This is a genomic window from Nonomuraea spiralis (assembly GCF_014648435.1).
GTDB classification, from domain to species: Bacteria; Actinomycetota; Actinomycetes; order Streptosporangiales; family Streptosporangiaceae; genus Nonomuraea; species Nonomuraea spiralis.
Genome location: NZ_BMRC01000005.1, coordinates 19207 through 31784, shown reverse-complemented (window position 1 = coordinate 31784; position 12578 = coordinate 19207). Strand labels below are relative to the sequence as shown.

Here is a 12578-nt window from a genome sequence, read left to right as displayed (position 1 = left end):
CTGCCAGGTGATCAGAAGGGGCTGCCCACCGGTGACCGACATCCTCAAGCCGGCCGGGCGCCGCCGGCTCAGCATGGTCGACGTCGCGGCCCATGCCGGCGTGTCCGTGGGAACGGTCTCCAACGTGCTCAACCGGCCCGAGCTGGTGGCCGAGCGCACGCTGCGCCGGGTGCGCGCCTCCATCAAGGCGCTCGGGTTCGTGCCCAGCGCGCCGGCCCGGCAACTGCGCGGCGGCTCCGGCCGGTCCGTGGGCGTCATGGTGCGCGACATCGGCAACCCGTTCTTCAGCGAGGTGCTGCCGGGCATCGAGACCAGGTTGTCGCAGGAGCAGCTGCTCCTGGTGTTGTGCAGCTCCGGCGACTCGGCCGAGAAGGAGGCCCACTACCTGCAGATCCTGGAGCAGCACCGGGTGCCCGGCATCCTCATCACACCCGCCGGGCCCGACATCTCCCATCTGGTGGAGCTGCGGGCGCGCGGCGTCGGCATGGTGCTGCTCGACCGGCCGGGCGCCGACGCCCAGCTCTGCGCGGTGGCGGTCGACAACGTCAGGGGCGGCGAGCTGGCCGGGGCCCACCTGCTCTCGCTCGGCCACCGGCGCATCGCCTTCCTCAACGGGCCGCCGATCGTGCGGCAGTGCGCCGACCGGCGCGAGGGGCTGAACCGGGCGGTGCGCGCCGCCGGGCTCGACCCGGACGAGGTGATCACCGAGGTCACGCTGCCCGCGCTGACGCCGCGCGAGGGCGAGGCGGCGCTGGAGCGGCTGCCCGCGCGCAAGGGGCCGACGGCGCTGTTCTGCGTCAACGACACGGTGGCGCTGGGGGCGCTGCGCGGGCTGGAGCGGCGCGGCGTGCGCGTCCCGCACGACATGGCGGTCCTGGGCTACGACGACGTGGAGTTCGCCGAGCTGCTGTCGCCGTCGCTGACCTCGGTCCGCCAGCCCAAGCACCAGCTCGGCCAGGCGGCGGCCGAGCTGCTGCTCACCGACGCCCGCGGCGACGTGAACCACTGGCACCAGGAGATCGTCTTCCAGCCGGAGCTCATGGTCAGGGCGTCGACCGTCCCTCAGTGACGTTTCAAATCGGGCTGCCGCAGGAAATCGGGTCTTGCTCGGCGGGCTTCTGGGCCTCATTGTTGAGACGTTTAAATCCAGGAGGTCCCATGCGTTGGGTTGCCCGTCTCGCCGCCGCCCTGTTACTGCTCCTTCCCGCCGCTCCAGCCGTCGCGGCCGCCGCGCTGCCGTACCCGGTCCGGTCCGACTACCGCATCAAGGGTCTGCAACCGGATTTCTGGCCCGACAAGAACGAGATCGCCGGCAACAACGCCGGCGGCGTCGCCATGAACCTCATCTGGGCCGAATGGGAGCCCAGCGTAAAGGCGCCGCCGTGCGCGGCGGGCGCGCAGGAGTTCGGCGGTCGCTGCTACACCGTCAATTCCGCCGTCGACGCCGCCATCAAGGACTGGACCGCCCGCGGCCTCGTCGTCACCGCCGTCGTGTACGGCACCCCAGCCTGGGCGCGCGGCACCCGTCCCTGTACGCCGGCCGCCCCCGGGTTCGAGAAGTTCTGCGTGCCCGACGACCCCGCCGAGTACGGCCGCTTCGCCGGCATGCTGGCCCAGCGTTACGACGGCCAGCACGGCAACGGCCGCATCGCGGACTTCGTCGTCATGAACGAGGTCAACAGCAACACCTGGTTCGACATCGGCTGCGGCCAGGGCACGGCGTGCGACACCACCGCCTGGCTGGACGCCGTCGCCGCGAACTACAACGCCGCCTACGACGCGGTCATGGCCCAGCAGTCCACGGCGAAGGTCCTCACCTCGCTCGACCACTACTTCGGCACCGCCTACGACCAGCCGGCCGCCTACGAGGCCAAGCTGTCGGGCATGACCGTGCTCAAGGGCCTGGCCGCGCGGGCGGGCAACCGGGCCTGGCGGGTCGCCTACCACCCCTACCCGCCCGACCTGCTGGCGCCCGGGTTCTCCGCCGACGACTTCCCGCGCGTCACGTACGGCAACATCGGCGTGCTGGTGGGCTGGCTGCGGCAGCAGTTCCCGAACACGCCCTCGGCCTGGCAGGTGCAGCTCACCGAGAGCGGCGTGAACTCGTTGTCGCCCTCGTCGGAGGCGGCGCAGGCGTCCCAGCTGTGCAACACCTTCCGCAATGTCCTCGGCACGCCGGGCATCGAGAGCTACATCTGGCACCGCATGAGCGACCACCCGGACGAGACGGCCGCCGGCCTGGGCGTGGGCCTGCGCCGTACCGACGGGTCGGCCAAGCCGGCCTGGGCCACGTGGGCGCTGGCCAACCGGGCCGACCTGTCGCCGCCGCAGCTGTCGTGCGGTTTCGAGCTGCTGCCCCACACCCAGCTTCGCCGCGGCTACCAGTCGAGCAAGGGGCACGTCGCCAGCTCCCGGCTGCTGCCGCCCGGCTTCACCCAGGAACGCGTCTGGAAGCTGCTGCGCAACCAGGCGGCCGGCACCGTGCCCCTGTACGAGTGCAAGGTCGGCGCGCACACCATGCTCACCCGCGACCCCGGGTGCGAGGGGCAGTTCCCGATGGGCCCGGTCGGGCACATCTACACCAGCCAGGTGTCCGGCACCGTCCCGCTGTACCGGTGCCGGGCCGCGAGCGGTGACCACCTCGTCACCGACCAGTCGACCTGCGAGGGCCTGACCCGCGAGCAACTCCTCGGCTACGCCCTGACCTGACCCCGACCTGGCTGACCGGGCCGGTGGCCGTCCGCGCGACGGCCACCGGCCCCGCGGCTACCCGGTCTTCCCGGGTGTCGCGGGGCGGATCAGGGTGAGGTCGTCGACGTCGAAGTTCGCCCCGGTGAACACCAGGTACAGCCGGGCCGCGCCGGCCGGGACGCCGGTCAGCGCGGTGGAGACGTCGGCGTAGGACTCCCAGCCGCCGGTGTTCGGCACGGTGACCGCGCCGAGCACCGGGCCGGTCGGGGACCCGGCGCGGATCTCGAAGCCGCCCGACGGTCCGGGCGAGGCGACCCGGGCCCTGACTGCGGTGACGCCGGTGAGGTCCACGTCGTAGGCCGCCCAGTCGCCGGGGTTGACGTAGCCGAGCACCGTGCCGCCGTGCGCGGGCGCGTGCGGGTAGGTGGCCACGCCGCTGGCCTGCGCCCAGGTCTCCGCCTGGACGACGGTGTCGCCGGTGGGCGGGCCGAGGTCCTTGATCCGGATGTTGCGGAACGCCACCTCGTCGCCGTCGCCGTGGTTCTGGATGCCGATGTGCCCGTTCCTCAGCGAGCGGGCGGGGTCGGTGTTGGTGAAGTCGTTGATCCGCACGCCGTTGAGGAAGACCTGGAGACGCTCGCCCTCGACGCGGATCTCGTAGGTGTTCCACTGCCCCGGCGGGTTCAGCGCGGCGTCGCGGGCGGCGGTGTCGGCGGCCTTGAACCCGTAGACCGAGCCGGTGGTCCGGTCGGGGGCGTCGGTCGCGTCGATCTGGATCTCGTAGCCGTTGTCCACCGCCGACGCCGGGTCGGTCGAGGGCGGGAAGCCGACGAAGACGCCGGAGTTGTCGTCACCGGCCAGCTTCCAGTCCAGTTTGAGGGAGTAGGAGGTGGTGTACTCCTTCGCCTTGTACCAGAGCAGGCCCATGCCGCCCTGCGAGGTCAGCGTGCCGCCGGCGTTGGCGAAGCTCCCGGGGCCGGCCTGCTCCCAGCCGGTGGTCGAGCCGTTGTAGAGGGCGGTGTACCCGCTCTCTGGGCGGCAGTCGGCCTTCGCCTCGCCGGTGGCGTAGGCCAGGCCGCCGCGCAGGTGCTGCCGGAAGGCCGGCTCGGCGAAGGACTCCGCGGTGTGCCCGCCGCCGGTGTAGAAGGACCGCCCTCCGTCGTACGGCTTGCACCAGGCGATCGGGTGGTCGGCGCCCATCGTGCCGCCCGAGTAGGTGGACTCGTCCAGGGTGGCCAGCACGTGGGCGCCGGTCCTGGCGTTGGTCCGGTAGTCGTACCATTCGTCCGTACGCTGCCAGGCGGCGTCCAGGTGGGCGGTGGCCGGGTTCGCCCGGTCCTCGACCTTGACCGTCGCCTTCTGCACGGCCGGGTGGGCGGCGAACCAGGCGCCGACGAGGCCGCCGTACCAGGGCCAGTCGTACTCGGTGTCGGCCGCCGCGTGCACGCCCGCGTAGCCGCCGCCCGCCTTCACGTACGTCTCGAACGCGGTCTGCTGCGCGGCGTCGAGCACGTCACCGGTGGTGTTGAGGAAGACGACCGCCTTGTAGGCGGCCAGGTTCGCCGCCGTGAACGCGCCCGGGTCCTCGGTGGCCGTCACGGTGAACCCGAGTTCCCTGATGGCCTGCACGCCCGCGGCGATCGAGTCGTGCCGGAACCCCGCCGTACGGGAGAAGACCAGGACGGCGGCGCCCCCGGCGGCGGGGGTCGCCGTCGTGAACCTCTGGCTCGCGCCGCCGGTGCACGCCCTGATGACGAGCTGGGCCGGGTCGGCGGCGTCGAGGCACTTGCCGAGCGCCTTCAGCGCGCCGCCCTCGGCGGTCCACTTCTGCGCGCCGGTGCCGTTGCAGGTCCAGATCTGCACCTTGGTGCCGTCGGCGCTGTTGGCGCCGGCCACGTCGAGGCACTTGCCGAGCGCCTTGACGGTCTGGCCGTCGATGAGCCAGCTCTGGGCGTTGGTGCCGTTGCAGGTGTAGAGCTGGACCTTCGTGCCGTCGGCGGTGGCGGCTCCGGCGACGTCCACGCACCTGCCGTCGGCGGCGTGGATCGGGCCGACGGCCAGGGCCGCCTTGTCCAGGGTGAAGTCGTCGAGGTCGAACAGCGCCCCGGCGCCGCCGGTGAAGACCAGGTAGAGCGTGGTGGTCGCGGCCGTCGCGCCGCTCAGCGGGGCCTGCACGTCGGTGAAGGTCTCCCAGCCGCCGGTCACCGGGACGTCGGCCTTGCCGAGCAGGGGTCCGGTCGGCGAGCCCGCGCGCACCTCGATCGAGCCGCCGGCGCCGCCCGAGGAGACCCGCGCCCTGAACGTCCTGGCATCGTCGAGCCGGTAGGGCTGGAAGGCGATCCAGTCGCCGTTGTGCACGTCGCCGACCGTCTTGCCGCCGTGCGCGGCCGCCTTGGCGATCTGCGAGACGCCGGACATCGTCGCGTAGTGCTCGGCCTGGCGGTGGCGCGGCTGGAGGATGTGCTGGGTGTGGGTGGTCAGGCCGCCCTTGTCGGTGTATTCGGCGTCGAACACGGCGAAGATGTTGGCCGCGTCGTCGTGCTCGCCGTCGGCCGGGATCGTCAGCTCGCCCGAGCAGCCGTTCTTGGAGGTGATCTGGTGGCCGTGGCTGTCGTGGCCGAGCACGTACGTCATCTTGACCTTGGCGCAGTCGACGGCGGTGTCCTCGGGGTCGGTCACCGTGATCGTGAACGGCACGGTGTCACCCCAGGTGAACAGCGTTCCGGGGGCGGGCGTCCCGATGGTCACGGTGGGGGCGGTGTTGCCGGCCGTGATGACCACACTGGCCGTGCCGGCGTTGCCCTGCGGGTCGCGTACGGTGAGCGTGGCGGTGTACTCGCCCTCGGTGGTGTAGGTCTTGGCGGGGTTGGCGGCGGTGGAGGTGCTGCCGTCGCCGAAGTCCCAGGCGTAGGTGAGGGCGCCGCCCTCGGGGTCGGCGGACCCGGCGCTGGAGAACGCCACGGTGAGCGGGATCTTGCCGGAGGTCCTGTCCGCCCCGGCGACCGCGACCGGCGAGCGGTTCCTGTCCTTGATGTACTCGACGCGGTAGAGCGCGGAGTTGGCGTCGCCGCCGAAGTACCCGGAGCCGTAGTCGAGGACGTAGAGCGCGCCGTCGGGTCCGAACGCCAGGTCCATGACCTGGGTGCCGGTCCAGGGGAAGGCCGCGATCGCGCCGCGCGAGCCGTCGGCGGCCACGTCGATGGCCTTGATCCACTTGCGGCCGAACTCGCCGGCGAAGAAGTGCCCGTCGAGGTCCTGGGGGAACTTGACGGCCGAGTTCAGGGCGGCGTCGTAGCGGTAGACCGGGCCGCCCATCGGCGACTCCGAGCCGCCGCCGAACTCGGGTGGCGAGCCGGCGTCGCCGCCGTACCTGATCCAGGCGGCCTTGGCGGGCGGGAGCTTGGCCAGGCCGGTGTTGCGCGGCGAGTCGTTGGCCGGGCCGCCCGCGGCGCAGTCGTACTTCTGGCCGGAGGGGCCCGAGGGGAAGGTGTAGTCGTTGTAGGTCTCGGTCAGGGTGTTGGTCCCGGTGCAGTACGGCCAGCCGTAGTTGCCGGGCCCGGTGACGCGGTCGAACTCGACCTGCCCGGCGGGCCCGCGGTTGGGGTCGGTGCTGCCGGCGTCGGGGCCGTAGTCGCCGACGTAGACCACGCCGGTGGCCTTGTCCACGGTCATCCTGAACGGGTTGCGGAAGCCCATGGCGTAGATCTCGGGCCTGGTCCTCGCGGTGCCCGGCGGGAAGAGGTTGCCCGCGGGGATCGTGTAGGTGCCGTCGGCCGGGTTCACCTTGATACGCAGGATCTTGCCGCGCAGGTCGTCGGTGTTGCCGGCGCTGCGCTGGGCGTCGTAGACGGGGTTGCGGCCGGGCCGCTCGTCGATCGGCGCGTAGCCGGCCGAGTCGAAGGGGTTGGAGTCGTCCCCCGTCGACAGGTACAGGTTGCCTTGGGCGTCGAAGTCCATGTCGCCGCCGACGTGGCAGCACATGCCGCGGTCGGCGGCCACGTCGAGCACGGTCCGCTCGGAGGCCGGGTCGAGCGTCCAGTCGGCCTTGACGGTGAACCTGGCCAGGCGGTTGACGCCCTGCCAGGCCGACCAGTCCGTGCCGGTCGCGGGCGCGTCGCCGGCCGGGGTGCTCAGGCGGGGGGCGTAGTAGAGGTAGATGGTCCGGTTGGTGGCGAAGCCGGGGTCGGCGGCGACGCCCTGCAGACCCTCCTCGTCGTGGGTGTAGACCGGCAGCGCGCCGACCACGGCGGTCTGGCCGCGGGCGTCGGTACGCCGCAGCGTCCCGTCGCGCGCGGTGTGCAGCACCGACAGGTCGGGCAGCACCGCCATGGTCATCGGCTCGCCCATCTCGGCGACGCCTTTGGCCAGCTCGACGCGCTGGTAGTCGGCCGGGTCGATCGCGGCGTGGGCCTGTGCGGGCGCGGTCACGGTGAGCGTGGTGAGCACGGTCGCGCCCGACATGGCCAGGAGTAAGGCGCTGGTTCGCGCCACCCATCGGGAGGCACGGCTGAACCTGCTGGGGGACATCGCGGAGGTTCCCTTTCCTTGGGGGGTGGGCCGGGAAGGAACGGCTTCCATTGGCTGACGATCGAAGAACCTTCGTAAATCCGGAGATTAGAACCGGCTTTTGATGATTGTCAACGAAAGTCCGCCAAGTCCAAGACGTAACGGTCCTCCGGAACGACGAAGGCCGCCCCGGCCCTGGACGAGGGCGGGGGCGGCCTTCTGGACGTTCAGCCGGCCAGGCTGCTGTCCACCGCGTCGGGGGCGAGGACGTTCTCCAGCACCATGACGGCCGCTCCCACGACGCCGGCCCGGTCGCCCAGCTCGCTGACCTGGATGCGCAGGTGCTGCGTGGCCAGCGGGAGCGAGCGCTTGTAGATCGCCTCGCGGACCCCGGCGAGCAGATGTTCCCCCGCGTCGGCGAGGTCGCCGCCGATCACGATCGCCGCCGGGTTGAAGAAGTTCACGATCGTGGCCAGCACGTCGCCGATCTCGCGGCCCGCCTGGCGGACGAGCTGGGCGGCGTCGCGGTTGCCCGCGCGCAGCAGGGTCACGACGTCCCGGCCGCCCTGGGCGGGCACGCCCGTCGAGGAGATCCGGGCGGCCAGCGCGGCCCCGCCCGCCAGGGCCTCCAGGCAGCCCACGTTGCCGCAGTGGCACAACACGTCGTCGCCGGCGGTGGCGACGCGGATGTGCCCGATGTCGCCGGCCGCGCCCTGGGCTCCCCGGTGGAGGCGGCCGTCGGAGATCACGCCGCAGCCGATGCCCGTACCGATCTTGACGAAGACGAGCTGGCCGGCCTCCTGCCGGCCGGCCCGCTGCTCGCCGAGCGCCATGATGTTGACGTCGTTGTCGACGAAGACCGGCGCACCCAGCCGCTCCCCCAGCCACTCGGGCACCGGGAAACGGTCCCAGCCCGGCATGAGCGGCGGGTTGACCGGACGTCCCGTGGAGTACTCGACGGGCCCCGGCAGGCCGATGCCCGCGCCGCACACGTCGGCCAGGTCGCGCCCGCTCTCCTCCAGCAGCTCGGCGAACGTGCGCGCGAGCCGTCCGAGCGTCGCCTCCGGGCCCCGGCCGATCGGCACGTCGGCGGTCCGCTCGGCCAGCACCGCGCCGCCGAGGTCGGTGAGCGCGACCCGCTCGTGCATGACCCCCAGGTCGGCGGCCAGGACGAGCCGCGCCGTACGGTTGAAGGCGAACATCGCCGCCGGACGCCCGCCCGAGGACACGACGTCGTCGGCGGGCAGCACCCAGCGGTGGCGCAGCAGCGCGTCGAGTCGTTGCGAGACCGTGGAGCGGGCCAGGCCGGTGAGCTGAACCAGCTCGGTCCGGGTGCGCGGGGGTCCCTCCCGCAGCAGGGAGAGCAGCGCGCCGGCCCCCGCCGTCGCGCCGTGGAGCGTGTCCAGAGTCAACACCAGCCTCTCCGCCGATGACGGCAGCCACTTCAGAGGCTTCCAAGTCTATCTACGACGGCAAAACCCGAACTTATGGCTGACCATCGGCATAAGTGAGGGAGCTAGGACGCCAGCGGGAGCCGCAACACGAACCGGGCGCCGTCCGGGTGGTCGGCCACGAAGAGGTCGCCCCCGTAGGCGTGGGCGATCTCGCGGGCGATCGGCAGGCCGAACCCGGAGCCGCCGGAGTCCAGGGCGCGCGCCTGGTCCTGGCGGTACAGCCGGTGGAAGATGCGCTCCCGCTCCTCGCGCGGGATGCCCGGCCCGTCGTCGACGACCTCCAGCACCGCGTACGGCGCGGCGGCGGCGACCACGAACTCGATCCTGCTGGTGGTGTGGCGCTCGGCGTTGGCCACCAGGTTGGACAGCAGCCGGGCCAGCCGCACCCGCGAGGCCCGGACGACCACGTCCTGCTCCAGCCGGGTGACGACGGCGGCGCTGGGCGGGTGGGTGTCCAGCTCCTCCACGACCAGGCGGGCGAGGTCGACGAGATCGGCGCCGGGCGGCGGGGCGGTGTACAGGCGGGCCAGGGCGAGCAGGTCGCCGACGATGTCGTTGAGGCGTTCGGCGTCCCGGCGCAGGCTGTGGAGGGTCCGGCGCAGGTCGGCTTCGGGGTCGGACAGCGCCTCCTCCAGCTCGGTCAGCAGGCCCGTGATGGGGTTGCGCAGGTCGTGGGCGGCGTCGAACACGAACCGCTGCTGGTGCTCGATCGTCTCGTGCAACATCGAGACCTTCTGCTGCTCCTGGCGGTAGGCCTGGTGGAGCAGCGCGTTCGGCTTGAGCGGGCCGGAGACGCGCCCGCCGGGCGGGACGTTCGCGGGTCGTCCGCGTTCGAGGGCACCGGTGATCTCGCCGAAGACGACGACGATCGTGCGCACCTCCCCCGCCGGGTCGAGCACGGGCGCGTTCGTCAGGCGCCAATGGCACTGGTCGGGCGGCTCCCAGTCGTGCCGCAGCAGCGGTACGACGTCGCCGACGCCCGTACCGGCCACCCGCTCCAGCGAGGCGCGCAGCTTCGCCGCCCCGGACCCGCTCAGGTCGCCGAGGACCGGCGGCTCGCCCAGCAGGCCGCGGCCGACGATCTCCTCCCGGTCCTGGCCGGTCATCCGCAGGTACGCGTCGTTGACGGCGAGCACGACCTGCCCGCGCGTGAGCACCACGCAGGGACACGGCAGTGCCTCGAATGCCGCCTGGTAGTCGACCGACGCTCCCATCACCGGGTCCCCCTCAGCCGCCATCTACCCTCACAGGGCCCTTGACATGCGGGAACGCCCTCCGATTGTCATTCTCATTCTCGATAGTGATAACGTGTCCAACGTGAGGATCTCGACAGAGCGCTGGGCCGAGCTGGCGCTGCATCCCGTGCGCATCCGCATCCTGCGCGCCGTCGCGGGCGGCCACCGTACGGCCTCCGACCTGGCGGGCCTGCTGCCCGACGTGCCGCAGGCGACGCTCTACCGGCAGATCTCGACGCTGGCCAAGGCCGGGCTGCTGGAGGTGGTCGAGGAGCACAAGGTCGGCGGGGCGACCGAACGGGTGTACGCGGTGCCCGAGGGCGGCCTCACCCCGTCCCCCGAGGCGCTGGCCTCGGCGACCCCGGACGATCACGCGCGGTGGTTCACCGCGTTCGCCGGGAGCCTGCTGTCGGAATTCTCGCGCTACCTCGACCGGGATCACGTCGACCTGGCGGCCGACGGCGCCGGCTACCAGCAAATGGTGCTGCACCTGGACGACGAGGAGTTCATCGCTTTCGCGCAGGGGTTCGCCGAGCTGGTGCGGCCGCTGCTGGCGAACGAGCCGGGAGGAGGGCGTACGCCACGGCTGCTGGCGACGGTCCTGCTCCCCCTGAAGGAAGGCTGAGCTGTGGCGACGGTAATGGTCAACGAGGGTCGGGTCACCATCGGACTCGGCCGCTGGGAGCGGCTGCTCGCCGGTCGCGGCGGGTACGTCTTCCCGCTCGCGGCGGTGCGGGAGGTGCGGGTCGCCGGGGAGCCGCTGCGCGTCCCGCGCGGCGCGCGGCGGGGGCTCGCCGTGACGGGCCACACCAAGATCGGTGTGTGGGGCCTGTACGGCGGCCCGCGGCAACTCGTGTCGGTCACCCGCGGCGTCCCGGCGGTGCATCTGCTGCTGGACCGCGCCGCGGCCGGCGGCGAGTTCGACGAGGTGGTCATCTCGCTCCCTGACGCGGCCCGGGTCGCCGCGACACTCCGGGCCGTGGTCGCGTGACCGGCGTCGAGGTCCGCGACCTCACCAAACGGTACGGCTCCCTGACCGCGGTCGACGGCCTCAGCTTCACGGTCAGGCCGGGCGCGGTCACCGCGTTCCTCGGCCTGAACGGGGCCGGGAAGACCACGACGATGCGGATGATGGTCGGCCACGTCACCCCCACGCGCGGCGGCGTGACCATCGGCGGGCGGCGTTACCGCGACCTGCCGCGCCCGACCACGGTGGTGGGCGCGATGTTCGACGCCGCGTCGTTCCATCCCCGGCATTCGGTCAAGGACCATCTCCGGATATATGCCGCGATGGGCGGTCATCCTGACGGGCGGGTCGACGACCTGCTGGGCCTGGTGGGCCTGGCCGGGGCCGCCGGGCGGGCGACGGGCGCCCTGTCGACCGGTATGCGGCAGCGGCTCAACCTGGCCACCGCCCTGCTCGGCGACCCGCGCGTCCTGCTGCTGGACGAGCCGGGCAACGGGCTCGACCCCGAGGGGGCGGCCTGGTTGCGCTCGTTCCTGCGCGGGCTGGCCGCCGAGGGCCGTACGGTCCTGGTGTCCAGTCACGTGCTGGCCGACGTGCAGCAGGTCGCCGACGACGTGGTGGTCATCGGGCGAGGGCGGCTGCTGGCCGCCGGACGCCTGCGGGAGTTGTGCGGCGCCGAGCCGGACGTGCTGGTACGCACCCCCGACGCCGCCGGGCTGCGCGCGGTCCTGGTGGCCGAGGCCGAGCTGGTGGAGCTGACCGGGCCGCACGACCTGCGGGTCCGCGGCCTGGCTCCGGCGCGGGTGGCCGAGCTGGCCGCGGCCCACGGGCTGCCGGTCCACGGCCTGACCGCCGAGCAGCCGACCCTGGAGCGGCTGTTCCTCGGGCTCACCGGGGCGGCGGCATGAGGGCCTTCGTCCGGGCGGAGTTCCGGCGGCTGCTGGCCACGCGGATGTGGTGGGCCATGCTGCTGGTGGCCGTCCTGCTCGGGGGCGGGCTGATCGGGCTGCTGGCCGTCGTCGGGCCGGAGAACTTCGAGCCGCCGATGCCGGGGCTGCACACGGAGGCGGGGGTGCGGGCCGTCCTGGGGTTCCTCGGGTTCACGGCCTTCGTCCCGGCCGCGGTCGGCACGCTCGCCGTGACGTCGGAGTACCGGCACCGCACGGTGAACTTCACGTTCCTGTTCGCGCCGGACCGGTGGCGGGTGCTGGTGGCCAAGCTCGTCGCCTACGCCGTGGCGGGCCTGGCGTACGGGCTGGTCCTGGCCGGGTCGGCCGGCGCGGCGCTGTTCGGCGCGGCCGCGGCCCGCGGCGTCGGGCTCGGGCTGCCCGCCGCGACGATCGTGGAGCTGCTGGCCCGGCTGGCGGTGGCGATGGCGGTCTACGTGGTGCTCGGCGTGGGGATGGGCGCGCTGCTGCGCCACCAGGTCGCCGCGCTGTGCGTGGTGATCGGCTACCTGTACGGCGGGGAGCTGCTGCTGATCATGATCCCCGGGGTCCGGGAGCTCTACCCGTGGCTGCCCGGGGGCGCGACCTCGGCGCTGACGGACTTCACCGCCGTGGCCGACGCGCTGGCCGCGCAACTGTCCAGCGAGCCGGTACGGCTGCTGTCCCCGGCGGCCGGAGCCCTGGTCCTGCTGGCGTACGCGGTGCTGGCGAGCACGGCAGCCGTCCTGCGACCGTTGCGCCGCGACGTGGCCTGACCGGGAACATTCGTCCAATCCGG

The 12578-nt window shown here is 72.8% G+C and carries 9 protein-coding genes; 6 read left to right on the top strand and 3 right to left on the bottom strand.

The genetic code is table 11. From position 1 onward, the window contains the following. Nucleotides 1-31 precede the first annotated feature (31 nt). Both IEZ27_RS13225 and IEZ27_RS13220 read left to right on the top strand, forming a co-directional pair. On the top strand, nucleotides 32-1069 hold the full coding sequence (locus IEZ27_RS13225) for a LacI family DNA-binding transcriptional regulator (RefSeq protein ID WP_229823944.1): 1038 nt from the start codon (nucleotides 32-34) through the stop codon (nucleotides 1067-1069). An 89-nt stretch (nucleotides 1070-1158) separates the two neighbouring features. Continuing rightward, a complete protein-coding gene (locus tag IEZ27_RS13220; protein ID WP_229823943.1) occupies nucleotides 1159-2709 on the top strand; it encodes a DUF5722 domain-containing protein in 1551 nt (516 codons plus the stop codon). 57 nt (nucleotides 2710-2766) lie between these two features. On the opposite strand, the gene IEZ27_RS13215 is transcribed toward IEZ27_RS13220, so the two are convergent. The 3 genes from IEZ27_RS13215 to IEZ27_RS13205 form a co-directional block, all read right to left on the bottom strand. Beyond that, nucleotides 2767-7218 (bottom strand): ThuA domain-containing protein, encoded by a 4452-nt coding sequence (locus IEZ27_RS13215; protein WP_189647443.1) that lies wholly within the window; start codon nucleotides 7216-7218, stop codon nucleotides 2767-2769. A gap of 206 nt (nucleotides 7219-7424) precedes the next feature. Beyond that, entirely contained in the window at nucleotides 7425-8612 is a 1188-nt protein-coding gene (locus tag IEZ27_RS13210) for an ROK family transcriptional regulator (protein ID WP_229823942.1), read from the bottom strand. A gap of 101 nt (nucleotides 8613-8713) precedes the next feature. Next, on the bottom strand, nucleotides 8714-9889 hold the full coding sequence (locus IEZ27_RS13205) for a PAS domain-containing sensor histidine kinase (protein ID WP_189647442.1): 1176 nt from the start codon (nucleotides 9887-9889) through the stop codon (nucleotides 8714-8716). Nucleotides 9890-9968: 79 nt separating this feature from the next. Here IEZ27_RS13205 and IEZ27_RS13200 point away from each other — a divergent pair, with 79 nt between their 5' ends. From IEZ27_RS13200 to IEZ27_RS13185, 4 genes are read left to right on the top strand one after another with little or no spacing between them, the layout of a single operon-like run. Next, nucleotides 9969-10511 (top strand): helix-turn-helix domain-containing protein, encoded by a 543-nt coding sequence (locus IEZ27_RS13200; protein WP_189647441.1) that lies wholly within the window; start codon nucleotides 9969-9971, stop codon nucleotides 10509-10511. 3 nt (nucleotides 10512-10514) lie between these two features. Then, the gene (locus tag IEZ27_RS13195) at nucleotides 10515-10877 is read left to right on the top strand and encodes a hypothetical protein (RefSeq protein WP_189647440.1); all 363 of its coding nucleotides are present in this window, start codon (nucleotides 10515-10517) and stop codon (nucleotides 10875-10877) included. After that, complete coding sequence (locus tag IEZ27_RS13190) at nucleotides 10874-11761, top strand: ABC transporter ATP-binding protein (RefSeq protein WP_189647439.1); 888 nt, start codon at nucleotides 10874-10876, stop codon at nucleotides 11759-11761. The genes IEZ27_RS13195 and IEZ27_RS13190 overlap by 4 nt, the downstream gene beginning before the upstream one ends. Further along, nucleotides 11758-12555 carry an ABC transporter permease gene (locus IEZ27_RS13185; protein ID WP_189647438.1) on the top strand — a complete coding sequence of 266 codons (798 nt, stop codon included), beginning with the start codon at nucleotides 11758-11760 and terminating at the stop codon, nucleotides 12553-12555. Before IEZ27_RS13190 ends, IEZ27_RS13185 begins: the two co-directional genes overlap by 4 nt. Nucleotides 12556-12578: the final 23 nt, after the last annotated feature.

Excerpts from the sequence above, each read along its gene's own strand:
- IEZ27_RS13185 (WP_189647438.1), top strand. The coding sequence starts at position 11,758 with ATGAGGGCCTTCGTCCGGGCGGAGTTCCGGCGGCTGCTGGCCACGCGG.
- IEZ27_RS13220 (WP_229823943.1), top strand. The coding sequence starts at position 1,159 with ATGCGTTGGGTTGCCCGTCTCGCCGCCGCCCTGTTACTGCTCCTTCCC.
- IEZ27_RS13205 (WP_189647442.1), bottom strand. The coding sequence starts at position 9,889 with ATGGCGGCTGAGGGGGACCCGGTGATGGGAGCGTCGGTCGACTACCAG.
- IEZ27_RS13215 (WP_189647443.1), bottom strand. The coding sequence starts at position 7,218 with ATGTCCCCCAGCAGGTTCAGCCGTGCCTCCCGATGGGTGGCGCGAACC.